This is a genomic window from Polaribacter sp. Asnod6-C07 (genome assembly GCF_045063625.1).
Taxonomy (GTDB): domain Bacteria; phylum Bacteroidota; class Bacteroidia; order Flavobacteriales; family Flavobacteriaceae; genus Polaribacter; species Polaribacter vadi_A.
Map to the genome: position 1 here is coordinate 2398438 of NZ_JBEFOF010000005.1, position 24978 is coordinate 2423415.

The window sequence follows — 24978 nt, forward strand, 5'->3', positions numbered from 1 at the left end:
TACTTTTTTAAGTTGGTTCTTTTTTTTTGTCCTAAATTGATGTTATTATGTCTTTAATCGTTTGTGTTATTTTTAGTTTATAAATCTATATCTGTTTATATTTGAAATGCAGACTTTGGGGGAAGGCTGTAATGAAAAAGATCTACATTTTTATGTGGATCTTTTTTTTTAAATAAATTTTTAAATGCTACTTTCTGATAATAATAATTTATTTTTTTGTTCCTTTTTTGTCTTAAATTGATATTTAGTTGTCTGTTATAGTTAATCAATATTTCTATAAATTAAACTTTTTCTCTCTATTTTTGTAAGACAGACTTTGGGGGAAGGCTGTAGAAAAAAGAGTCAGCATTATATGTTGGTTCTTTTTTTTTGTCTTAAAATGATGTTAAATGTTTGGTTTGGTTAAGTGTAATGTTGCTATCTATATAAGATATTGTTTATATTTGCAGAACAGACTTTGGGGGAAGTCTGTGGTAAAAAAGAATCTACATTTTGTGTCGGTTCTTTTTTATTTTTTATGATATTTTTCTTTACAAGTATCATTTTAAAAGATTGTTTACATTGTCTTTAATAGATGATTGTTTGTCTTTTATCGTTAATCAAAAAATCAATAAATTACATTTTTTAATTTTATATTTGGATAACAGACTTTGGGGGAAGGCTGTAAAAAAGAATCAACATTTTTATGTTGGTTCTTTTTTTTGCTTATTATTTTATGAATTAAAACAAAAAAAGAACCATAAAAGTAGAATCCTTTTTTATAAAACTTTTAAAAATAGAATGTTTTTAGGGGAGAATTATATGGTTATTTTGTTATTTAAAATGATTATATTTTATTTTTTCACTAAAAATTAAATATTGTTTTATTTAAAATTAACTTATCTTTATGAGATATAATTCCCCAATAGTTTTTTAATATGGATACAGAATTTAACACTGGTTCCAATGATAATATGGTTATAAAAAATAATTCATTTATCATCGGAATTGGAACTTCAGCAGGTGGTTTAGAAGCTTTAAAGAGATTTTTTGTCAATTTACCATCAAATTTTAATCACACTATAGTTATTGTACAACATCTTTCTCCAGACTACGAAAGTTTAATGGCAGATTTGTTATCAAAAAGTACAAGCTTGCCTATTCATGAGGTGAAAAATGCTACAATAATTAAACCTAGTAATGTTTATTTGATACCACCTAAAAAAAATATGACACTTAAAAAAGGGGTGTTATATTTAACAGATAAGCCTAAAGGTTTAAATTTAAATTTACCAATTGATATATTTTTTAAGTCGTTGGCAGAAGATAAAAAAGAACATGCTATAGGTATTATTTTATCGGGTACAGGTTCAGATGGTACTAGAGGTATTAGAGTAATAAAAGAAATGGGAGGTATTATTATGGTTCAGAAACCTAGTGATGCCAAATTTGATGGAATGCCTAATAGTGCTATTGCTACTGGTTTAGTAGATTATATTTTGCCTGTTTCAGATATATCATCAGAATTAGATAATTTTATTAAACATCCCAACTCTTTTAATAGCTTATTAGAAGACGATAATTTTTTATTTAATAAAGAATTTAATCAATTAGTATCTTTAGTATATAAGAAAACAAATATTGATTTTTCTGATTATAAGCTACCTACTTTGGTTAGAAGAGTTATTAGAAGGATGAATGTTAATAAGTCTAAGACTATAAAAGAATATTTAAATTACATTATAAATAATGATTCTGAATTAGAAGTTTTATACAAAGAGTTTTTAATTGGTGTAACAAGATTTTTTAGAGATAGAGAGGCTTTCGAAATTTTAGAAACAAAAGTAATACCAGAATTATTTAAAAATAAAAAAGCAAATGATGTAATAAAAATTTGGTCAGTTGCATGTTCTACTGGTGAAGAGGCTTATAGTATAGCTATACTTATAGCAGAATATATGGAGAAGCATAATATTAACAACATAGATGTTAGGATATTTGCTACAGACCTTGACAAAGATGCTATTAAAAAAGCTTATTTAGGTAGTTTTACAGAAAGTATTGTTGCAGATGTATCTATAGATCATTTAAAGAAGTACTTTGTTAAAAATGGGAAATTATACTCTGTAGTACCAGAGATTAGAAAGCTGATTATCTTTTCTCAGCATAATGTTGCTCAAGACACGCCTTTTACAAAGATGGATTTAATTACATGTAGAAACTTACTAATTTATCTACAACCAAATTTACAGCAAAAAATAATTGGTAATTTTCATTATTCTTTAAAACCAAATAGATTTTTATTTTTAGGCCCAAGTGAAGCTATAGGTGATTTTACAAAATCATTAAAAGTTATTTCTAGAAAATGGAGAATCTACGAAAATCTAGTACCTACAAAATCCTTGAATTTAGGTTATTTTTCGAATAATTTTACAAGTAATATTTATCAATCTCAACAAAGAAATAGCACTAAAACTATTGTAGATAAACAATTAGCAGAAACTTTGTCTCAAACTTTATTAGATGAAACTGGTGCAGCAAGTGCTTATGTAGATAAAGATTATGAATTAATAAGTGCAGATGGAGAGTTTAATAAATATTTTATATTTCCAGAAAAAAAATTAAGATCATTTAATATTTTTAAAATACTGCCTCAACCAATTTCACTTGCTTTAAATACTGCTTTAAGAAAAGCAGAAAAAGAAATGAAAAAGGTTGTTTATAAAGATATTTCTGTAAATATTAATAATTCTCTAGTAACTATAACTTTAATTGTTAAGCCTGTTAAAACTTCACCTACTAGTTTAAATAATATTTATTTAATCCTTTTTTTATCAGAAAAGAATGAAAATAATTTTAAGACAGCAGCAAATAAAGAAAGTTTTTTAGTAACAAATAATGTGCTTAGTAGTTCTGAGAACGATAGGTTAATTCTGTTAGAACAAGAACTTTTAGATACCAAAGCAAATTTACAAGCAATGGTAGAAGAAGTTGAAACTTCTAATGAAGAATTACAGGCAACTAATGAAGAGTTGTTAGCTTCTAATGAAGAGTTACAAAGTACTAATGAAGAATTACAAAGTGTAAATGAAGAATTGCATACTGTAAATTCTGAATTTCAAGAGAAAATAGAAGAAATAGCAATCATTAATTCAGATTTAGAAAACCTAATTAAAAGTACAGAAATTGGTACAATATTTTTAGATGATAAATTATGTATTAGAAGAATTACACCTGCAGTAAAAAAATTCTTTAATATTATAGATAATGATTTAGGTAGGCCTATATCTCACTTTAATCTTAGTTTTGGTAATGTTGATAGAAATAGTTTTATAACTAATTTAAGTAAAGTATTAAGTTCTGGTAAAACATATCAAAAAGAAATAAAATACCAAGATAAATGGTTTTTAAAAAGAACAAACCCTTTTTATAATGCCAAAAATCAAATTAAAGGTGCAGTTATTTCTTTCGTAGAAATAACTGAGCAAAAACTTTTAGAAAAACAATTTGCTGATAAAAACTATTTTTTAGAAAGAATTATAAATGTAACACCAAACATAATTTATATCTTTAATCAAGAAACTTACGAAAATGAATTTTCTAATAACGAACTTTCTACTATTTTAGGTTATTCTGTAGAAGATGTCCAAGAAATGGGACAAGATTTCTTGCCAAAAACAATGCATCCTGAAGATTTAGAGAGAGTTGTTAGGCATCATGAAAATCTAAAAAACTCTAAAATTGGTGAAGTATTAGAATTTACATATAGATTAAAAGATAAGTCTGGTAACCAAAAATGGTTCTTGTCTAGAGATTCTGTGTTCGAAAGAAATGAATTAACAGGAGGTGTAAAACATATTGGTGTAGCAATAGATATTACTGATCTTAAAGAGTCTCAAGAAATATTAAGAACGGTTAATGAAAATTTAGAGCTAGAGGTTGATAAAAGAACTAAAGAATTACAAAGAGCTGAAAAAAAATATCATAAACTTTATGATAATGCACCAGATATGTTTGTTTCTGTAAGTGCAGAAGATGGTTTTATAGAAGAATGTAACCAAACTTTAATTGATAAAACAGGTTTTACAAGAGAAGAAATAATTGGTATGCCTATATTAGATTTTTATTGTGAAAGTTCTAGAAAAGATGCATTAAATGCCTTTGAAAGTTTTAAAAAAACAGGTTATGTAACAAATAAGGAATTGAAAATTAGAAAAAAGAGTGGTGACTATATAGATGTAAATTTAAATGTTTCTTCTGTAAAAGATGAGTTTGGTAATGTACTTTACAGCTCTTCTTCTTGGAGAGATATTACTGCATTTAAAAATATTATGTCTGAGTTAGAAGAGTTAACTTATGCAAGTACCCATGATATTAAAGCACCTATAAATAACATAAGTTCTTTTGTTTCTCTATTAAAAGAAGATACATCTATAACAGATAAAAACTCTTTAGAGGCTATACAATGGATAGAGAGTAACGTAAATACTGCAAACAATACTTTAAGAAATTTAATTTCTGTAGCTAAGGCTAGAACTGTTGTTATAGATAATTTAGAAGTAATTACTATAGAAAAAATATTTAAAGAGGTAATATCTTTGGTAGAAGGTTTAACAGAAAATATAGATGTTAAAATTACGAATGACTTTACCAATTGCGAAACAGTAAGCTTTTCTGAAGTTCACCTAAAAAGCATGTTGCAAAATTTATTAAACAATGCTATTAAATACCAATCTAAAAATAGAAAACTAGAAATAGAAGTTAAATCATATAAAATTAGAGGTTATAATTGTATATCTGTTAAAGATAATGGTATTGGCATTAATTTAAAAGAACATAAAGATTTGGTTTTTGGTTTATTTAAAAGAGCTACAGACCATAAAGAAGGTAGTGGTTTAGCACTTTATTTAATTAGAAAAATTTTAGATAAAACAGGTGGTAAAATAGAAGTGAAAAGTCAGTTGGGAGTAGGGAGTACATTTATATTATATTTTAAAAATTAATGTTATTTTAATGAAGTTTAATAATATATTATTAGTAGATGATGATGAATCTACAAACAGATTTCATCAAATAGTTATAAATCGTTTAGAGATTACAAACAAAATTACTTTTGCTAGAAATGGTAAAAAAGCTTTAGATTATTTATTATCTAAAGAAGAGTTTGCAGGCAATAAAGAGTTTGTGCAACCAGAATTTATTATAATTGATTTAAATATGCCAGTTATGAGTGGCTTTCGATTTGTAGAATTGTATATAGAAACAGAAAACTTTAAGAAGCATAAACCTAAGATTATAGTTTTATCTACTTCTTTAATACCAGAAGAAAAAGAAAAAATAGAGGCAAATAAAGACATATTTATGTTTTTGAATAAGCCATTAACTAAAGATGTTATAGTAAGTGTATTAGTAGGTAATTACATAGAAAATTAGAGGTTATTACTCTTGTCTTGGTAAAGTAAAAAAGAACGTTGTGCCTTTATCTAATTCAGATGCTACCCATATTTTACCACCATATAATGTAATTATTTTTTTACATTCTGCTAAGCCAATACCAATTCCATCAAATTCTTCATCGCGATTTATGGTGTAAAAAATATCGTATATTTTTTTAAAATGCACTTTATCAATACCAATTCCATTATCAGAAATACTATATAAATAGTTGTTTTCTTTTACTTCGGATTTTATATTGATAATAAGTTTGCTGTTTTTTTTAGAATAGATTAATGCATTTTCAATTATATGTAAGAATAACAATTGAATATCGTTCTTATACCCTTTTAATTGATGTTCTTTTATATAAATATTAATTTCTGCATTGGCTTTATCTATTTTATCTAAAAGTACATCCTTTACAGAGTTTATAACATCATTTATATAGAATTCTTCATTTTTTGGATTGCTACCAATTATAGTGTATTCTAATAGAGAAGTTATAAAACTTTTCATTTTATAAGATGATTTTTTGACGGCGTCTAAACATAAGTTTCCTAAATCATCTAATTTGTCTTTACTATCTTCTAAAATACTTAAATAGGAAATTATATTGTTTACAGGTTGCTGTAAATCATGAGAAGCTAAATAAGAAAATTGTTTTAATTCTTTATTTTGTTGCTCTAAGTTGTCGTTTTTTTGTGCTAATTCTTTATTAATAGCAAGTAAATCTTCAACTTGTTTTTTGTAATTATTTTGCAATTTTATTATTTTTTATAGCTATTCAGTTTCTTTTAAAGCCTTTTTTTCTGCTTTGTCCCAAGATTTTTTTTCTCTGATTTTTTTATACAATCTTATTGCTAACATTAATAAAACTCCGAAAAGAATAATACCAACAACACCCCAAATCCAGTTTATAGCACTCTTTAAAGTTACTAAAAAAACTATTGCAAATAAGATTATTGTTGCAACTTCGTTCCAGATTCTTAATTGTAGGGCAGAATATTTAATAATGTTCTTTTGTAATTGAGTGTAAATTCTTTGGCAAGAATAATGATAAAAGTATAAAGCTAATACAAATGCAAGTTTTACATGCATCCAAGGTTCTGATAAATAATAAGGACTTTGATAAAGCATCCAAATAGCAAAAAAACTTGCTAGTATTGCTGATGGCCAAGTAATAATGTACCACAAACGCTTACTCATTAATTTGTATTGTGTTTGTAGAATTTCTTTTGCTGGTTCTATTTTTTTTTCTGCTTCTATATGATAAATAAATAAACGAATAATATAAAATAACCCCGCAAACCAGGTTACTACAAAAATAATGTGTAATGATTTTACGTAAAGAAAATCCATAGAATTGTATTTAGTTTTAATATGACTATCTGTTTACAAACTAGTTTAGCCCTGATTGCAGCGACATCCTTTTTTCTGTCAGTTCGAGTGAATTTGCTTTTTCTGCAAATTTGTATCGAGAACAGAAGAAAAAAGATATAGCGAAAAGCAGGAAATAGCTTCTAATAATTTATTTATTTATTTATTTTTCCAGTCGTTAATCCATTTTACCATAACATCTACCCAATCATCATTATCGTTCATACAGGGTATGTGTTTGTAATCAGTTCCACCAGCTTCTAAAAAATCTTCTTTACCTTCCATTGCAATTTCTTCTAGTGTTTCTAGGCAATCTGCAACAAAAGCGGGTGTAATTACAGCTAGTTTTTTCTTGCCTTCTTTTGGAAATTTTTCCAACTCAAAATCTGTATATGGTTTTAACCAAGGATCTTTTAATAATCTAGATTGAAAAGAGTTGCTGTAAGTGCCTTCTTTTAAATTCAATGTTTTTGCAATTTCTTTTGTGGTTTCAAAACATTGATGTCTGTAACATGTGTGGTGTGCAACTGAGTTACGCTCACAACAAGAACCATCTATTTTACAATGCGAATTGGTTGGGTCTGATTTTTTAATATGACGTTCTGGAATTCCATGATAAGAAAACAAAACATGATCGTAGTCAAAGCCTTCTAAATGATTGGCTATATTATTACTCATTGCTTTTATATAATCTGGTTCATTATAAAAAGGTGGCAACGTATCTAGTTTTACATCTGGATATTTTTCTGATAAAATTTCTTCTGCTTTGGTAACTACAGTTTCGTAAGAAGACATTGCATAATGTGGATATAAAGGCGCTAAGAATATTTCTGTAACTCCTTTGTTAACCAGTTTTTTAATTCCTTTTTCTATAGACATAGATCCATAACGCATGGCTAATTCTATAGGGGTTTCTGTTTTTTTCTTTAATTTATCTGTAAATCTTTGAGAGATAACTACAAGAGGAGAGCCTTCATCCCACCAGATTTTTTTGTAGGCAGCACCTGCTTTTTTAGGTCTTGTTTTTAAGATAATTCCGTTAATTAATAAATAACGTTTCCAATAGGGAATATCAATAACGCGTTCGTCCATTAAAAATTCGCCTAAATATTTTTTTACATCTTTTGTTTCTGTAGAATCTGGTGATCCTAAATTGTTTAATAAAACTCCTTTCATTTATATCGTTTCAAAAGTTTTTAAGTTTTAGAGTTGTAGAGCTAAAACTTTATTCTATTTTTTATTTTTACTAACAGCTAACTGATTCGTAACTTCATATAGTGTAATTGCCAAACTATGTATTACATTCATGCTTGAATTTTTACCATACATGGGTATTGCAATTGTTGTATCAACTAAATTAATATTTTCAATTCCATTTCTTTCACTACCCAAAAGTAAAACGATTTTTTGATTATTTTTAAAATCAAAATCTTGAATATTAATACTTTTATCAGTAATTTCTATACCAATTATGGTGTTGCCTTCTTGTTTTAATTGTTGAATAGTTTCCTCAAAATTAGTATAATACTCGTAGTTAATTTTATTAATAGTGTTTCTTGCAGTATTAATTACTTTTCTGTTTTCTACGGATGGTGAGTTTTCATGAAAAAAGATTTTTTCGACACCAAAACTTTCAGAAATACGAAAACACATTCCTATATTTTCTGGAGTTCTAATAGCATCACAAACAATAGTTATCGGAAACTGTTGCTGTTTGTTTTTTACATCACTATGTGTTAATTGTTTCACCTATTTTAATTTTGTTTACTGATTCAAACTCATTACATATTTCTTTGGTGTTGTGCCAAATTTTTTCTTAAAAGCTGCTATGAAATGACTGGCTGTACTGTAACCTACTTGTATGCCAACTTCGTTTACATTGTATTGGTTGCTTTCTAGTAATCGTCTAGAATGTTCCATTTTATAGTCTAGTAAAAAACTATAAACAGTATCACCATAAATTTGTTTAAAACCCTCTTTTAATTTTTTAATATTCAAACCAATTTCATTGGCTAATTCTTGCAAGCTTGGTGGCTCTGCCATTCTAGAAATAATTATTTCTTTGGCTTTTCTAATCTTTATTACATTTTCTTCATCTACCAAAAAAGGACAAAACTCACCTTCTACATTTTCGTCTTTTTGAAAATGTAAACTCAATAACTCATAAACTTTACCTTTAACGTATAATTCTCTAATAGAGCTATTAATATTAGAGTTTATAATTTGTTGTAAAACAATAGATACTGTTGGTTTAATTTCTGCATCATCATAATATTTTCGATTGCTATTTTCATCACTCAAAAAAGGAATATAACCAGATTCTTTTGAAAATAGTGAGTGAAATTTCTCAATAGAAATTAATAACGAGATTAAAGTTGTTTTAGGTTGTATTTCTAAATTGATAGGTAATGTTCTTTGCGGATTGTATAATAATATAGATCTGTTATCTAAAACATCAAAAGTATAAGAGCTATCATTAAACAAAAATTTAGATTTTCCTCTCAAACAAAAATGCATTTGTATAAAAGTACTATCAATCTCTCTCTCAAAATTTACAATATTTTTGCTTTCGTTCTGAAAATGAAGAACATAAAAACCTTTTTCTAGGTTAATTTCGTCTAAAGTACTTTCTCCGACATTTTTAAACATATAAAATATTTTAAATTTGATGCATTCTATTTAGAATCGTTCTATATAAATTAAGGTAAAAACCTTTAACCACCACAAAAATAAGGCTTTTTATAAGTTTTTATATTAAAAACAGTGCAAAAAACATATAACGTTATTAAAAGTTCTTTAAGCGACATTTTTTTTTAATTGAAGTTTATATTTTTGTGCAACTTTTACAATTTATGCAAGAGGACAGGCAAGAGCACTTTTACAATATTGGGGTCAGTTACAAAAAAGCTGACGCAAAAACTCGTGGAAAATTTTCTTTATCTAAAGAAAGTCAAATATCCCTATTAGAATTAGCCAAAGAAAAAGGTTTTAAGGGTATGTTTGTTTTATCTACTTGTAATAGAACAGAAATTTCTGGTTTTGCAGAACATCCATATCAATTAATACAATTATTGTGTTCTTTCTCTGAAGGAACTGTAGAGGAGTTTGCAACAATTTCTAATGTTTATAAAAATCAAGAAGCCATTCAACAATTGTTTAGAATTGGTACTGGTTTAGAAAGTCAAATTTTAGGAGACTACGAAATTGTAGGTCAGCTTAGGCAATCTTTTAAAATGGCAAAATCGTTAAAAACTACAAATGCATATTTAGAAAGATTACTAAATAATGTTTTACAAGCCAGTAAAAAAGTTAAAAACGAAACAAAATTAAGTTCGGGTACAACTTCTGTTTCTTATGCAGCTGTACAATACATTATTAAAAATTTACCAAATTATAATTCTAAAAATATTTTAGTCTTTGGTTTAGGTAAAATGGGCAAGCATACTTGTAAAAATTTAGCAGAATATACGCAAAACAAATCTGTTTGTTTAATAAACAGAACCGAAGAAAAGGCTGCTGAATTTGTGAAAGATCATAGTGTTATTAGAAAATCGGTTATAGAAAATTTATCTGAAGAAATTAATAATGCAGATGTTTTAATTGTTTCTACAGGTGCAGATAAACCAACAATTACAAAAGAACATATTGCTAAGAACAAAGAGTTATTGATTTTAGATTTATCTATGCCAGAAAATGTGGCAAAAGATGTAACTGAATTTAATGGTATTTCTTTAGTTAATGTAGATGAACTTTCTAAAATTACTGATGAAACTTTAGCTGTTCGTCAACAAGAAGTGCCTTTAGCAGAAGCAATTATAGAAACACATAAAGCAGAATTTAATGATTGGTTAAATCATAGAAGATTTACACCTGCAATAGCTGCTTTAAAGCAATCTTTAGAAAATATTAAAAACGACGAAATTAATTTTCAGAAGAAAAAAATTACTGATTTTGATGAAAGTCAAGCAGAAATCTTAACTTCACGTTTTATCCAAAAAATAACAACACAATTTGTGAAACATTTAAAAGATGAAGAAACATCGGTTTCACAAAGCCTTCAAGTAATACATAAGGTTTTTCAATCTTAATTAAAAAAACTAAATGCAAAAAACCATAAGAATAGGAACTCGCGATAGCCAATTAGCGCTTTGGCAAGCTAATAAAGTACGCAAAGAATTAATTGAATTGGGTTACGAATCTGAAATTGTTCCTATAAAATCTACTGGTGATATTGTTTTAGACAAACCTTTGTACGAATTAGGTATTACAGGTATTTTTACTAAAAACTTAGACATTGCCATGTTAAATGGCGATATTGATATTGCAGTACATTCATTAAAAGACGTACCAACTTCTTTACCAGAAGGTATTGTTCAAGCAGCAGTTTTAAAACGTGCAAATTATAGCGATATTTTAGTTTTAAAAGATACAGAAGAGTTTTTTGGTCAGCCAAATGGAGTAATTGCTACTGGTAGTTTACGTAGAAAGGCAATGTGGTTAAATCGTTACCCAACACATAAAGTAGTAGATTTAAGAGGTAATGTAAATACACGTTTGCAAAAATTAGAAGATAATGAGTGGAATGGAGCTGTTTTTGCAGCTGCAGGATTAGAGAGAATAGGTATAAGACCAGCAGGTGCAATTAATCTTTCTTGGATGATTCCTGCTCCTGCACAAGGTGTTATAATGATTGCAGCTTTAGAAAAAGATGATTTTGTAAAAGATGCTTGCGAACAATTAAATCATTATGAAACGCAAGTTTGTGTGGGTATAGAAAGAGAATTCTTAAAACAATTAGAAGGTGGTTGTACTGCACCAATTGGAGCTTTAGCTTATGTTGATGAAAAAACAGAAGAAATCAATTTTAAAGGTGTTCTTTTAAAAAGAGATGGTTCTAAGAAAATTACAGTAAATAAAACTGCAAAAATGGGACGCCATCGTTTTTTGGCAAAAGATTGCGCAGATTATGTAATTAACAGAGGTGGTAAAGATTTAATGTTAGAAGATGAGGAAGTTTCTGCAGTACAAAATGCAGTTTTTTCTACCAAAAAACTATCAGAAGCTCAAAAGAAAACCTTACCACATACAATTGGTATAAAAGATAGCGATTTTATTAAAATACGTTTCAATAGAATTTCACCAAAGGTGATGAAAAACGAAATAGAAAACGTAATTATTACCAGTCAAAATGGAGTAGAAGCAATCCTAAACTCTTTTACTAAGGATGAAATAAAATTCAAGAATATTTTTTGCGTTGGTAGAAGAACCAAAAAGTTAATTGAGAATAGAATTGGTAAAGTAAACCATGTTGCTAAAAATGCTAAGAAATTAGCAGAATATTTATCTAAAGAATTAGAAAATAAAGAAGTTACGTATTTCTGTTCTGATTTAAGATTAGATATTTTACCAGCATTCTTAAAAACAAAAGAAATAGCTGTAAATGAAGTCGAGGCTTACAAAACAATGTTAAGTCCAGATAAAATTTCTGATGAAGTTTCTGGAATCTTGTTTTACAGTCCTTCAGGTATTGAGAGTTATTTACAGAAAAATTCTACAGAAAAAGTAGCATTTTGTATTGGAGAAACTACAGCAAAAGAAGCAAGAAAACATTTCGAAAATGTAGAAGTTGCCAATGTACCTAGTGTAGATTCTGTTTTAGAAATGGTAAAAAAATATTACAATGCAGATAATAATCTTTCTGAAGAGGAAGAATAGGTTGTATTAGAAAATAAAATATTAATGAAACACACTGCTGTTAAGAGTGTGTTACCCTTTGGGGAAACAGAGGCTTATGTTTAGAACAAGAAGACTTAGAAAACACGAAGGAATTAGAAGATTAGTTAAAGAAACTAGACTTTCTGTTGATGATTTTGTATATCCACTTTTTATTGAAGAAGGAGAAAATATAGAAACAGAAATCGTTTCTATGCCAGGTATAAAACGTTTTTCTTTGGATAAAATTTCTAAAGAATTGGATGAGGTTGTTGATTTAAAGATTCCTGCTGTTTTATTATTTGGTATTCCATCAAATAAAGATGATGAAGGTACAGAAACTTGGAACGATAATGGAATTATGCAACAAGCCATTCGTTTTATCAAAACCAATTACCCATGCTTATACGTAATTACTGATGTTTGTTTTTGCGAATATACTTCTCATGGTCATTGTGGAATTATTTGCGACAATGATGTTGATAATGATGCAACTTTAGTAAACATTGCAAAACAAACAATTTCTCATGCAAAAGCTGGAGTTGATATGGTTGCACCTTCTGGAATGATGGATGGAACAATTGATATGATGCGTCAAGCATTAGACAATTCAGGTTTTGTGAATTTGCCAATTATGGGGTATTCTGTAAAATATTCATCCGCATTTTATGGGCCATTTAGAGATGCTGCAGATTCTGCACCAACTTTTGGAGACAGAAGAACATATCAAATGGATCCATCAAACAGAGATGAAGGTTTAAGAGAAGCCACTTTTGATGATCAAGAAGGAGCAGATATTTTAATGGTAAAACCAGCTTTGTCTTATCTAGACATCATTAGAGATTTAAAAAATAATTTTGATAGACCAATTGCATGCTACAATGTAAGTGGAGAATATGCAATGGTAAAAGCAGCTGCAGAAAAAGGTTGGATTGATGGAGATAGAGTTATGATGGAAAGTTTACTCTCAATGAAAAGAGCAGGAGCAGATATTATTATTACTTATTTTGCAAAAGAAGCAGCAAGGATTTTAAACAAACAATAAGATGAGTCTAGAGCAATTAAAAGTTAAACTCGAAAATAAATTTCCAGAATATGAATATAGAATTGGAAATAGAAAGTTAGCAGGAGATTGTATTATTGTTAAAAAAACAAAATATAGTGGAGTTGATATTTTTAAGAGAAAAGATAAATTCTTAATTGAAGCAGCTATTCCAGAAATGAAAACAAGATTATTAATTGGTGCTGGAGCCTTATTTTTAAAGTTTTTTAGCAAAAAATTTAAAGAACCTTCAAGTAAAATTTATAAATATTTAAAAGTAGAAGGTATAAATGTAGGCTACAGAATTTAATTTTTTAGAAAAAGCAAAAAAAATGAATTTCAAAAAATCAAATAAATTATACAAAAAAGGATTAAAAAATCTTGTTGGAGCAGTAAATTCTCCTGTTAGAGCATTTTCATCAGTTGGTGGAAACCCTTTATTCATCAAAAAAGCAAAAGGAACTAAAATTACTGATGTTGATGGTAATGATTATGTAGATTTAGTACTTTCTTATGGGCCAATGATACTGGGTCATAGACATAAAAAAGTGCAAAAAGCAGTTACAAAAGCCTTAGAAAACGGGTATTCTTTTGGAGCATCAACAGAAAATGAAATTAAATTAGCCAAAATAGTTTGTGATGCTTTTCCAGAAATGGATAAAGTTCGTTTTGTAAATTCTGGTACAGAAGCTGTTTTAAGTGGTATTCGTTTGGCAAGAGCTTTTACAGGTAAAGATAAAATCATTAAATTTTCTGGTTGTTATCATGGGCATCAAGATGCACTTTTGGTTGCAGCAGGTTCTGGTTTAGCAACTTTAAGTTTACCAGGTTCTAAAGGTGTACCTGAAGGCGCTGTAAAAAACACATTAATTGCAGAATACAATAATTTAGAAAGTGTAAAAAAACACTTTGCAGAGCATAATGATATTGCTGGTGTAATTATTGAGCCAGTTGGTGGTAATATGGGAGTCGTAATTCCGCAAAATAATTTCTTAAAAGAATTAAAGGAGTATTTAGAAACAAAAGGAGCATTGTTAATTGCTGATGAAGTAATGACAGGTTTTCGTTCTAAATTTGGTGGAGCTCAAGAATTATTAGGTGTTACAGCAGATATTACGTGTTTAGGTAAAGTAATTGGTGGTGGTTTTCCTGTTGGCGCTTATGGTGCAAGAAACGAAATTATGGAAAACGTTGCACCTTTAGGAGGCATGTATCAAGCAGGTACTTTGTCTGGAAATCCAATTGCAATGGCTGGTGGAATAGCAACCTTAACAGAGTTAAAAAAACAAAATCCGTATGATAAATTCGAAGAAATTGGAGCAATTATTGAGGTGATTTTGTTAGAAACTGCTAAAAAATACAATGTAGATTTAACTGTAAACAGATTTGGTTCTATGTTAAATCCGTTTTTCACAAAAACAAAAGTGACTAATTTTGAAGAAGCACAAACATCAGACACAGAAAAGTTTGCAGTATTCTTTTGGGAAATGATAAAAAATGGAGTCTTTTTACCTCCAAGTCAATTTGAAGCTTGGTTTTTATCATCAGCTTTAACAGAAAAGGATATTAAGATTATTGCAAATGCAGTTGATAAAGCAATGAATGCAGTTGCCAATAGTTAAAAGAAATAAAAATAAGAAAGTAACTTTTTAAACTTACTACTTTCAAACTTTAAAAAAATATTTTTGATCTGATTGCTATAGAAGGTAAAATGATTAATAAATACAATAAAGATAAATAGCTAAAAGCCAAAGCCAAAAGCTAAAAGCCAATAGCCAAAAGCTATAAGATGATAAAAAACGATTTATTTTTAAGAGCATTAAAAGGAGAAACAGTAGATAGACCACCAGTTTGGATGATGAGACAAGCAGGTAGATATTTACCAGAATTTATGGAAATCAAACATAAATATGATTTCTTTACTCGTTGTCAAACTCCAGAATTAGCATCAGAAATTACTGTACAACCAATTAGAAGATATGGAATGGATGCAGCTATTTTATTTTCTGATATTTTGGTAATTCCACAAGCAATGAATATTGAAGTGGAAATGAAACCAAATTTTGGCCCTTATTTACCAAATCCAATTCGTTCTCAAAAAGATTTAGATTCAGTAATTATTCCAGATATTCAAGATTCTTTAGGTTATGTAATGGATGCTATTAAAGCAACCAAAGAAAAATTGAATGATGAAATTCCGTTAATTGGTTTTGCAGGTTCACCTTGGACAATTCTTTGTTATTGTGTACAAGGTCAGGGTTCTAAAAACTTTGACAAAGCAAAAGAATTGTGTTTTACAAATCCGGTTGTAGCACATTCTTTATTGCAAAAAATAACAGACACTACAATTGCCTATTTAAAAGCAAAAGTTGAAGCTGGTGTAAACGCTGTTCAAGTTTTTGATTCTTGGGGAGGTATGTTGTCTCCAACAGATTATCAAGAATTTTCTTGGCAATATATGCAGCAAATTATTGATGCTTTAAAAGATATTACACCTGTAATCGCTTTTGGAAAAGGGTGTTGGTTTGCGCTTAATGAAATGTCTAAATCAGGTGCTTCTGCTTTAGGAGTAGATTGGACATGTTCTGCAAGAAATGCACGTTATTTATCAGGAGGTAATATTACTTTACAGGGTAATTTTGATCCATCAAGATTGTTTTCTCCACCAGCAGAAATCAAAAAAATGGTAACTCAAATGATTAATGAATTTGGGAAAGATAAATATATTGTAAACTTAGGGCATGGTATTTTACCAAACATACCATTAGAAAATGCGAAAGCATTTGTTGATGCAGTAAAAGAATACAAAGCGTCATAAAATAAGTAGTTGGGCGTTACTTTGTTTTGAAAAAAAACAAAGTCGCGCTTTCCATTATATCTTTTTGCAAAAAAGCAAAAAGGATGTCATTTCAATCGCTAACGCACTTTTTGCTAACTTTTAGAGTTAATAATTAAGTAAATGCTTTTCAAAAATAATTATTACAGAAATGTCTAAATGGAAAATCATAAAAAGCCTAAATTTCAAGCAAGTAATTGTTCTTTTTGGGTGGTTTTTAAAGCATCCTATTTTTATGTATGCTACTTTTAGAGCAACTGTAAAAACGTTAAGAATCGCTCAAAAAAGATTTCCAAATATTCATAATTTCGATAATAAAGCAAACGCTTTTCGTCACGCATTCTGGAATATTTTAATAGCCAAACAATGTTTAAAGTTTAGCTCAGATATAGAGCAAGTTTTAACTTGGACAAAGCAAATTACAGATTGGCATGAAGACTTTTCTCCTAATGAAATTTTAGCCCAAAAGATGGATTTAAAAAATAATCAATTGGGTAGAAAATGGTTTGCGACTCTAAAAAATGAATCAATAATAGCAATTGAAGAATATTTAATTGAAAAATTAGACAGCGCTGTAAAAATTAATGCAGATACTATTCTAGATAAAATTGATAATTTGGTATTTTTGGAAGACTAAATAATTTACTATGTTAAAGAATATAATTTTAGGAATTAAAGAATACTCAGGCGCTTTCGATTTAATTTCAAAGTTAAAACTCTGGAAATACTTTATAATACCTGTATTAATTAGTCTAGTTACTGCAGTTTTAATTGGTATAGAAGCCTATGCTTTGTCAGACAATGTTGGTAGTTTCATTGCTAAAATCTGGATTTGGGATTGGGGAAAAGAAATTTTTTCTGGAATCAGTAATTTTGTTGGTGGTGTAATTGTCTTAATAATTGGTTTAATACTTTATAAACATATTGTAATGGCATTATCAGCACCATTTATGAGTCCTGTTTCAGAAAAAATAGAAAAACATTTTTATGGAGATGTAAAACATTTGCATCGTAAAACATCTAACACAGAACAGTTAATAAGAGGTTTACGCTTAAATATCAGAAATTTAGCAAAAGAATTATTAATTTCTGTACCTATTTTATTGCTTAAATTCATACCCATAGTAAATATCTTTTCTACGATTTTATTATTTCTAGTACAAGCATATTATGCAGGTTTTGGTAATATGGATTATACCCTAGAACGTCATTTAGACTATAAAGGAAGTGTAGATTTTGTGGGTAAAAACAAAGGTTTTGCCATTGGTAATGGTATTGTATTTATGTTGTTTTTATTAATACCTGTTATCGGAATTATAGTTGTCTTGCCATTATCAGTAACTGCAGCATCAACTAAGACTTTAAAGTTATTGCATAATAAACACGAGTTGGTTTATGAAAAATAATATCTGGATTATAAGGATGTAAAACTTTTAGAGTTTTTGTAATTCCACATTAGCAATACAGAATTAGAAAGGAAGTTCGAAACTTCCTGCAAGGTTTTCAAAATCTTGTAGGTATATTAAAAGGCAATAATAAACGAAAAATTGAAGAACATTTATAAAATTTTTATTTTAAGCTTATTGTTTTTTTTAAGTTCTTGCTCTAATAGAGAATCTTATTGGATAGATTTTAGTTGGGTTCCCTTAAATATGGGCGAACATAAATTTGAAAAAGCTGCAATTTTTCTCAATTTTAAAATAGATAGTTTTCCAAACCGTTTTTCAGCACAATTTGATACAGGAGCAGAAAGTTTTTTTAAAGAAAACACAATTTCATCTTTTATAGAAAATAATACAAAACTGTCAAAAAAACTTGATACTTTATCAGGTAATAGAAACTTAAATAATTTACCTGTAAAATTAGCGTTAACTGATTTAAATTTAAAATTTAAGGATACTGTAGTGCTTCAAAAAAAAGTATTGTTTTACCCAAACACAGGAAAAACATTTACTGAAGAACAATTTAATACAAGTAGAATTCATTTAGGAACTTTAGGCGTAGATTTATTAAAAAATAAAATTCTTATAATGGATTATTCTTCTAGAAGAATCGCAATTTTAGAAGAAATACCTTCTAATTTTAGAATTAAAAAAAGTACACCTTTTATTTTAGATTATATTAACAGAGTTCATTTGCCTATTAAAATAAGAGGCAATTCATTTTATGTTATGTTTGATACTGGTTCAAGTATTTTTTCATTACTTACAAGTGATAAAACTATTTGGGATAAAGTAAAAAGAAATAGTAATAAAGATACTTTAAGTGTTTCTTCTTTTGGGAAATATTATGATGTTTATGGTTCTACTATAGAAGAAGATATTTATCTTATGGATATGAATTTTAAAAAACATAAAATCCACTACAGCACAAGACCAATGGAAGATACTTTTCTTGATGGAATAAAAGTTATAGGTACAACTGGAAATAAATTATTTTTAGATAAAGTAATCGCTATTAATTATAAGAATAACTCGTTGAATATTTTAGAATAATGAAAAACAAATTTTACAAATACATAGAAAACCTACAAGACGCCATAACTGCTAAATTAGAAGAAGTTGATGGTTCAGCTAAATTTCAAGAAGATATTTGGCAAAGAAAAGAAGGTGGTGGAGGTAGAACTCGTGTAATTGAAAATGGTGCAGTTTTCGAAAAAGGGGGTGTAAATATTTCTGCAGTACATGGAGAATTGCCAGAAGCGTTAAGAAATCAATTTAAAGTAAAAGAGGGCAATTTTTTTGCTTGTGGTTTAAGTTTGGTTTTGCATCCTCAAAATCCTTTTGTACCTACTGTTCATGCAAATTGGCGTTATTTTGAAATGTATGATGAAGATGGAAATATTGTTACACAATGGTTTGGTGGAGGTCAAGACTTAACGCCTTATTATTTGTTTGAAGAAGATGCAATTCATTTTCATACCATTTGTAAATCTGCTTGTGATAAACATAACACAACATTTTATCCGAAGTTTAAAAAAGTATGTGATGAATATTTCTGGAATTCACATAGAAACGAAGCTCGTGGAATTGGAGGTTTATTTTTCGATTATTTAAAAGAAACTGAAGAGTTTTCTATAGAAGATAGATTCAATTTTGTTACGGAAGTTGGCAATAGTTTCTTAGAAAGTTATGTTCCAATTGTAGAAAAAAGAAAAGACATTCAGTTTACAAAACAACATAAAGATTGGCAAGAGGTAAGAAGAGGAAGGTATGTAGAGTTTAATTTAGTACATGATAGAGGAACTTTGTTTGGACTTAAAACTAATGGAAGGATAGAAAGTATTTTAATGAGTTTACCACCTATTGTTCAGTGGAAATATAATCATCAACCAGAAGAAAATTCAGAAGAAGAAAAACTTGTTAGAGTTTTAGAAAAGCCTAAAGATTGGGTTTAAAAATAAAAAGACAAAACAGTGAGTTTTGTCTTTTTTATTTTATTCTGTTTAGATATTTACAGTTTTAATACTAATTTTTAGTAATTTAGTCTTCTATGGTATTCTTTTCCTTAAGAGAAAGATATTTTACAATGTTCTATAAAATTATTATACTTTTTTTATTTCTAACTTCTTTAACTGTGAATGCCCAAGATTTAGATTCTGTTTTTACAGCTAAAAAAGAAGTTGTAAACTTAATAAAAACTGATGAAGAAAAAATAAAGTTTTTATATGAGTGTGGAGAGTTCTTTTACAATATAAACATTGCTAAATCAGAATACTTTTATGCTAAGGCCTTGTCTTTAAATAAAGATAAAAGTAATACTATGAAAGGTAGAGCTTTGTTTAAACTAGGTTTAATAGAGAAGAAGAAAGGGAATCTAAGTACAAGTTTAAGATATTTAAATATAGCAAAAGATATATTTGAAAAAACTAATGATTTTGAACGATTAGCATCTGTTACTTTTGATATTGCTTATGTCTATAGGTATAAAAAACAAGAAAAAAAGGAATTTGAGTATTATAAAAAAGCGTTTAAATTTACTAAAAAAGGAGATAAAAAAAATTTAGGTAAAGGTTTTTTGTATTTAGGTAATTATTATACAAGGCAAAAAAAATTAGATTCTTCAATTTATTTTTATGAAAAAGCATTAAATATTTTTAAAATATTAAACAGAGATGATAGAGTTTATAATGTTTATAACAATTTGGCAAATACTTACTATAAACAAGGTAGATACAAAGAAATTATAAGTTTAAGAAGTTTAGTTCTGCAATATGCTAAGAAAGAAAATAACCAGTTATTAATTACTGTAAATTATCACAATATTGCTGCTGCTTATATTAAAATGAGAAATTATAAGATTGCTTCAATATATCTAGATTCTGCAATTAGTATAGCTGAAAAGGAAAATTTAAAGATAAGATTGTCTAAATCTTATAACTCACTTGCTAAAGTAAATTATGACTTAAAAAATTATAAAAAGGCATATTTATATCACCAAAAACATAAAATTTATTCAGACTCCATTTTTAAATCACAAATATTAAATACATTAAAAGAAACTGAACTTCAAAGTAAGCTTAAAATTGAAAATAAAAATTTACAAATTTTAAAACAAGAACAAGATTTTGATAAAAAGTTATATTTAAGTCTAATTTCTGTTTTTTTATTATTAGGTATTCCTTTGTTATTACTTTTTCATAGAAATTCAGTTAATAAAAATAAAATAATACAAGCAGATTTAGACAAGGAAAAGATTAAAAAAGAAGTTTTAGCGGAAAAGTTTAAAGGAGCAGAAGTAGAAATAAAAAGTTTAGTTGCAGACAATTCCATGAGATTAGAGTTTTTAAAGCAGCTTTTAATGCAATTAAAAAATCAAAGAAAATCAAACAAATCTTTAGCGGTAAAAAGTTACATAAAAGATTTATCATTTAAAATTCAACAACAAATTACAATAGAAAGTAAATTAACTTTATTGAAGAAAAAAATAGGTTCTGTAAACGATGGATTTGATAGTTTATTAATTAATGCATACAAAGACCTTACTAAGACAGAAAGAGAGGTTTGTGCTCTCTTGCGTTTAAATTTGTCAATAAAAGAAATAGCATCTATAAGGAATTCAAATTCAGATGCAATTAAGGCTATTCGTTATAGAATACGAAAAAAAATGAATGTTCCAAAAGATCAAAAACTTGAAAGATTTATTCAAAACCTGATACTTTAATTGTTAAGGAAGATATTGTAATTCCAAAAAATTTGAAATTTTATTACTTTTGTTTTTTATCAAAAACCTGTAAAACAGTTGTATAGGTTTTTTTTGTCACTTTTTGTCACTTTTTAAATTTCAGGACTGTTACTATTTGTTACTCTTTTTAAGTGATTTTGTTTTTATTTAAAATTATATTTGTGTCTATCAATATGAAAAATAAAACTATCCCCCCCTCAACAATTTGTCTATCCCAATTAGTTTGGTTAACAAATTATTTATAAAGTAGCTTTTAAAAAGCTACTTTTTTTTGTTATAAATAACTTTTCAGATAATAGTATATATTATAAAATTAGAGAAGATTATACTTTATTAATAACAGATTTAGAAAATCATTATATTTATTTAAAGCATCTTAACTACTAGAAAACTAACATTTATGTATTAGTGAATTTTAAATAATATAAATTGTTAGATGATTAATTTGCAATAAAATTATTGATTATTTTTTATTTAAAAGCTTTAAAAATCATTTTATTAATAAAAATGTGATTGTTATTGTATGTTTTATTATTGAAAATACAAAGTTAAAGTTTAGCAAATACTTTTTTAGTTGTGTTTTATGATAATAAAATCAACCATTTTTAGTACTTTTACGCTCTGTAAAATCAGGATAAATGGCAAGATTCGAATTAAAATTACCAAAAATGGGAGAAAGTGTTGCAGAAGCAACCATAACTTCTTGGCTAAAAGAAGTTGGAGACCCTGTTGAACTTGATGAAGCTGTTGTAGAAATAGCTACAGATAAAGTAGATTCTGAGGTACCATCTGAAGTAGAAGGAACTTTAGTTGAAATTTTATTTGAAAATGATACTGTTGTTGCTGTTGGTGAAACTATTGCAATTATTGAGACAGACAAAGGTAGTGCACCAACTAAACAAGAGCCAGTAATTGTAAAAGAAACTCCAGCTCCAAAGGTTGTAGAGGTAGAAAAAATAATAGAAAAAGCAATTGAAACTGTTGCAAAACCTATAACTAACTCTCCTGATTCTACTAAATTTTACTCACCTTTAGTCAGAAATATAGCACAAACAGAAGGTGTTTCTATAGAGGAGTTAGATGCTATTGTAGGCACAGGTCAAGATGGTAGAGTTACTAAAAGTGATATACTTATTTATATAGAAAATAAAGTAACTAAAGTTCCAAAACCAGTATCAGTACCAGTATCTGAATCTAAACCAGTGCAAGTTCCTATTCAAGAAAAGAAAATAGCAACAATTCAAAAGCCTAAAGTAGAAAAACCAGTTAAAAAATCCGGTACAATTTCTGTAAATGGAGGTGATGAAATTATTGAAATGAGTAGAATGGGAAAACTGATTGCCAAGCATATGGTAGATTCAGTACAAACTTCTGCACATGTACAATCTTTTATAGAAATAGATGTAACAAATATTGTTAATTGGAGAAATAAAGTTAAAGATGCATTTTTTGAAAGAGAAGGTCAGAAGTTAACTTTTACACCAATTTTAATGCAAGCAATTGCGTTAACCATAAAAAAGTATCCTTTAATTAATATTGCTGTTGATGGTGATAAAATTATAAAAAAGAAAAACATTAATTTAGGTATGGCTGCTGCTTTACCAGATGGTAATTTAATTGTACCAGTAATTAAAAATGCTGATCAACTAAATTTAGTAGGTATGTCATCAGCTGTAAATGATTTAGCAAATAGAGCCAGAAATAATGCTTTAAAACCAGATGAAGTTCAAGAGGGTACATATACTGTAACCAATGTTGGTAGTTTTGGTTCTGTAATGGGTACACCAATTATTAATCAACCACAAGTTGCAATTTTAGCTTTAGGAGCAATTAGAAAAGTACCAGCTGTTATAGAAACTTCAGAAGGAGATTACGTAGGTATTAGACAAAAAATGTTTGTATCACATTCTTACGATCATAGAGTTGTAAATGGTGCTTTAGGAGGAATGTTTATTAAAACACTAAAAGAAACTCTTGAAGCTTGGGATGTAAATAAAGAATTCTAAATATAGTTATTTAATAAAAAAAAGCGCTTAGTATACTAAGCGCTTTTTTTTTTATTCTTTTGATAAATAAGTTTTATCAATTAAACTGTTTTTGGTTCCCAAGCAAATTTTTGAAATGGAGCATCTACAGGCGTATTTGCAATATGGTTTGTGTAATTGCTAATTACTTTTTGAGATAAACCTAAAATAATTTCTAATACTTGTTTTTCACCATAACCAGTAGCATAAAAAGTGTTTAAATCTTCTTGATTAACGTGCCCACGATTACGAACAATTTTTAATGTGAAATTGCGTAATGCTTGTAATTTTTCTGTAGGTAATTCAGTCTTGTTTCTTAAAGCGTCACTAATTGCGCTATCAACTTTCATCATATTTGCAATTGCAGTATGTGCAGGTACACAATAATGGCATTCGTGTTCTACGTTAATTGTTTGCCAAACCACAGTTAATTCATCATTATTAAATGAAGTGTTTGTAAATAATTTATGAATCGTTTGGTATGCTTCTAATATTTCTGGAGATTCTGCTAATACACCATGTAAACCAGGAATCATTCCATTAGATTTTAAGGATTGTTCTAATAAATTTTGGCTTCCTTCTGGAGCTGTTTCTAAATTGTGAATTTTTAATGTTGTCATAATTTTTATTTTTACTTGTTTTAATTCGTGTTATATCTAAACAATCGTTTAGTTTTAGTTTAAAAAAAATGTTTTATAAATTTTGAAAAATCATTTCTATATAATCTTCTATTTCTTTGTCGCTGTTTACTCTAGATGCTGCAGATAAACCGTGTTTTGCTAAAAGTAAATAATTAGCTTGTTTTAATATAGTTTCTCTGTCTTTAATAGAATTTAAACTTAACTTTTCAATAAAAATATCTTTTAAATTATTCATAAAAGAATTCATTTGTTCGTTAATAATTTCATCTTCTTTGTTAGAAAATTCATTATAAGTATTGGTTACTAAACAGCCTTTTTGGTATCCTTTTAGTTTGCAAATGTTAACTGAATTGTAAAAAAAATGTTTAATACCGTCAATACCTGCTTTAGAATTCTTTAAATCTTCAAAAACTGAATTCAGTTTTTTATTGTAGCCTTTTAAACTTTCAAGAAAAAGACCACGTTTGTTGCCAAAACTAGAGTAAATAGAAAACTTATTAATGCCCATTTCTTTTTCGAGCATTTGCATAGATGTAGATTCGTATCCATTTTTCCAAAATAGATTCATCGCTTTTTCAAGGACTACGTCTTCATTATATGCTTTTTTTCTTGCCATTATTTCTAATTACGCTACAAAACTAAACAATTGGTTAGAAATAAAAAAATATTAAGCTTTGTTATAATAAAACTTAACAAAATTTTGTGTTTTTATACTTTGTATAAATTTATAACATTAGTTTATTTTGA

The 24978-nt window shown here is 27.6% G+C and carries 21 protein-coding genes; 14 read left to right on the forward strand and 7 right to left on the reverse strand.

Annotated elements, in window-relative coordinates:
* Positions 1 to 917: 917 nt before the first annotated feature.
* Both ACJJVK_RS10280 and ACJJVK_RS10285 read left to right on the forward strand, forming a co-directional pair.
* Positions 918 to 4982 (forward strand): chemotaxis protein CheB, encoded by a 4065-nt coding sequence (locus tag ACJJVK_RS10280; RefSeq protein WP_405565783.1) that lies wholly within the window; start codon positions 918 to 920, stop codon positions 4980 to 4982.
* Between the two features lie 10 nt (positions 4983 to 4992).
* Positions 4993 to 5412, forward strand: coding sequence for a response regulator (locus ACJJVK_RS10285; protein ID WP_405565784.1), 420 nt, complete (start codon positions 4993 to 4995; stop codon positions 5410 to 5412).
* A gap of 6 nt (positions 5413 to 5418) precedes the next feature.
* Here the strand turns inward: ACJJVK_RS10285 and ACJJVK_RS10290 are convergent, their stop codons facing one another.
* The 5 genes from ACJJVK_RS10290 to ACJJVK_RS10310 form a co-directional block, all read right to left on the reverse strand.
* Positions 5419 to 6177, reverse strand: a complete 759-nt coding sequence (locus tag ACJJVK_RS10290) for an ATP-binding protein (RefSeq protein ID WP_405565785.1) — start codon at positions 6175 to 6177, stop codon at positions 5419 to 5421.
* An 18-nt stretch (positions 6178 to 6195) separates the two neighbouring features.
* Positions 6196 to 6774: a CopD family protein gene (locus ACJJVK_RS10295; protein WP_215993181.1), complete on the reverse strand. Its 579-nt coding sequence runs from the start codon at positions 6772 to 6774 to the stop codon at positions 6196 to 6198.
* Between the two features lie 177 nt (positions 6775 to 6951).
* Complete coding sequence (gene hemH, locus ACJJVK_RS10300) at positions 6952 to 7968, reverse strand: ferrochelatase (RefSeq protein WP_405565787.1); 1017 nt, start codon at positions 7966 to 7968, stop codon at positions 6952 to 6954.
* 54 nt (positions 7969 to 8022) lie between these two features.
* The gene (locus ACJJVK_RS10305) at positions 8023 to 8541 is read right to left on the reverse strand and encodes a TrmH family RNA methyltransferase (protein WP_405565789.1); all 519 of its coding nucleotides are present in this window, start codon (positions 8539 to 8541) and stop codon (positions 8023 to 8025) included.
* 15 nt (positions 8542 to 8556) lie between these two features.
* Positions 8557 to 9441: a helix-turn-helix transcriptional regulator gene (locus ACJJVK_RS10310; RefSeq protein ID WP_405565791.1), complete on the reverse strand. Its 885-nt coding sequence runs from the start codon at positions 9439 to 9441 to the stop codon at positions 8557 to 8559.
* A gap of 203 nt (positions 9442 to 9644) precedes the next feature.
* Between ACJJVK_RS10310 and hemA the strand changes: the two genes are divergently transcribed.
* The 12 genes from hemA (at position 9645) to ACJJVK_RS10370 (ending at position 23572) form a co-directional block, all read left to right on the forward strand.
* Positions 9645 to 10880, forward strand: coding sequence for a glutamyl-tRNA reductase (hemA, locus tag ACJJVK_RS10315; RefSeq protein WP_405565793.1), 1236 nt, complete (start codon positions 9645 to 9647; stop codon positions 10878 to 10880).
* A gap of 13 nt (positions 10881 to 10893) precedes the next feature.
* Positions 10894 to 12507 (forward strand): hydroxymethylbilane synthase, encoded by a 1614-nt coding sequence (gene hemC, locus ACJJVK_RS10320; protein WP_405565795.1) that lies wholly within the window; start codon positions 10894 to 10896, stop codon positions 12505 to 12507.
* Positions 12508 to 12583: 76 nt separating this feature from the next.
* Positions 12584 to 13549: a porphobilinogen synthase gene (gene hemB / locus ACJJVK_RS10325; RefSeq protein ID WP_405565797.1), complete on the forward strand. Its 966-nt coding sequence runs from the start codon at positions 12584 to 12586 to the stop codon at positions 13547 to 13549.
* Between the two features lies 1 nt (position 13550).
* Positions 13551 to 13856 carry a hypothetical protein gene (locus ACJJVK_RS10330; protein ID WP_405565799.1) on the forward strand — a complete coding sequence of 102 codons (306 nt, stop codon included), beginning with the start codon at positions 13551 to 13553 and terminating at the stop codon, positions 13854 to 13856.
* A 22-nt stretch (positions 13857 to 13878) separates the two neighbouring features.
* Entirely contained in the window at positions 13879 to 15168 is a 1290-nt protein-coding gene (hemL, locus tag ACJJVK_RS10335) for a glutamate-1-semialdehyde 2,1-aminomutase (RefSeq protein WP_405565800.1), read from the forward strand.
* A gap of 167 nt (positions 15169 to 15335) precedes the next feature.
* Complete coding sequence (gene hemE, locus ACJJVK_RS10340) at positions 15336 to 16364, forward strand: uroporphyrinogen decarboxylase (RefSeq protein WP_405565802.1); 1029 nt, start codon at positions 15336 to 15338, stop codon at positions 16362 to 16364.
* A gap of 169 nt (positions 16365 to 16533) precedes the next feature.
* A complete protein-coding gene (locus ACJJVK_RS10345; protein ID WP_405565803.1) occupies positions 16534 to 17019 on the forward strand; it encodes a DUF6973 domain-containing protein in 486 nt (161 codons plus the stop codon).
* Between the two features lie 10 nt (positions 17020 to 17029).
* Positions 17030 to 17788: an EI24 domain-containing protein gene (locus ACJJVK_RS10350; protein ID WP_405565805.1), complete on the forward strand. Its 759-nt coding sequence runs from the start codon at positions 17030 to 17032 to the stop codon at positions 17786 to 17788.
* 246 nt (positions 17789 to 18034) lie between these two features.
* Positions 18035 to 18877: a hypothetical protein gene (locus tag ACJJVK_RS10355; protein ID WP_405565807.1), complete on the forward strand. Its 843-nt coding sequence runs from the start codon at positions 18035 to 18037 to the stop codon at positions 18875 to 18877.
* Positions 18877 to 19779, forward strand: a complete 903-nt coding sequence (gene hemF / locus ACJJVK_RS10360) for an oxygen-dependent coproporphyrinogen oxidase (protein ID WP_405565809.1) — start codon at positions 18877 to 18879, stop codon at positions 19777 to 19779. The genes ACJJVK_RS10355 and hemF overlap by 1 nt, the downstream gene beginning before the upstream one ends.
* Positions 19780 to 19958: 179 nt before the next feature.
* The gene (locus ACJJVK_RS10365) at positions 19959 to 21545 is read left to right on the forward strand and encodes a tetratricopeptide repeat protein (protein WP_405565811.1); all 1587 of its coding nucleotides are present in this window, start codon (positions 19959 to 19961) and stop codon (positions 21543 to 21545) included.
* Between the two features lie 659 nt (positions 21546 to 22204).
* Complete coding sequence (locus ACJJVK_RS10370) at positions 22205 to 23572, forward strand: dihydrolipoamide acetyltransferase family protein (RefSeq protein WP_405565813.1); 1368 nt, start codon at positions 22205 to 22207, stop codon at positions 23570 to 23572.
* 80 nt (positions 23573 to 23652) lie between these two features.
* Here ACJJVK_RS10370 and ACJJVK_RS10375 read toward each other — a convergent pair whose 3' ends face one another.
* Together ACJJVK_RS10375 and ACJJVK_RS10380 are read right to left on the reverse strand one after the other, a co-directional pair.
* Positions 23653 to 24210: a carboxymuconolactone decarboxylase family protein gene (locus ACJJVK_RS10375; protein WP_405565815.1), complete on the reverse strand. Its 558-nt coding sequence runs from the start codon at positions 24208 to 24210 to the stop codon at positions 23653 to 23655.
* Positions 24211 to 24283: 73 nt separating this feature from the next.
* Positions 24284 to 24847 carry a TetR/AcrR family transcriptional regulator gene (locus ACJJVK_RS10380; RefSeq protein WP_405565816.1) on the reverse strand — a complete coding sequence of 188 codons (564 nt, stop codon included), beginning with the start codon at positions 24845 to 24847 and terminating at the stop codon, positions 24284 to 24286.
* Positions 24848 to 24978 lie beyond the last annotated feature (131 nt).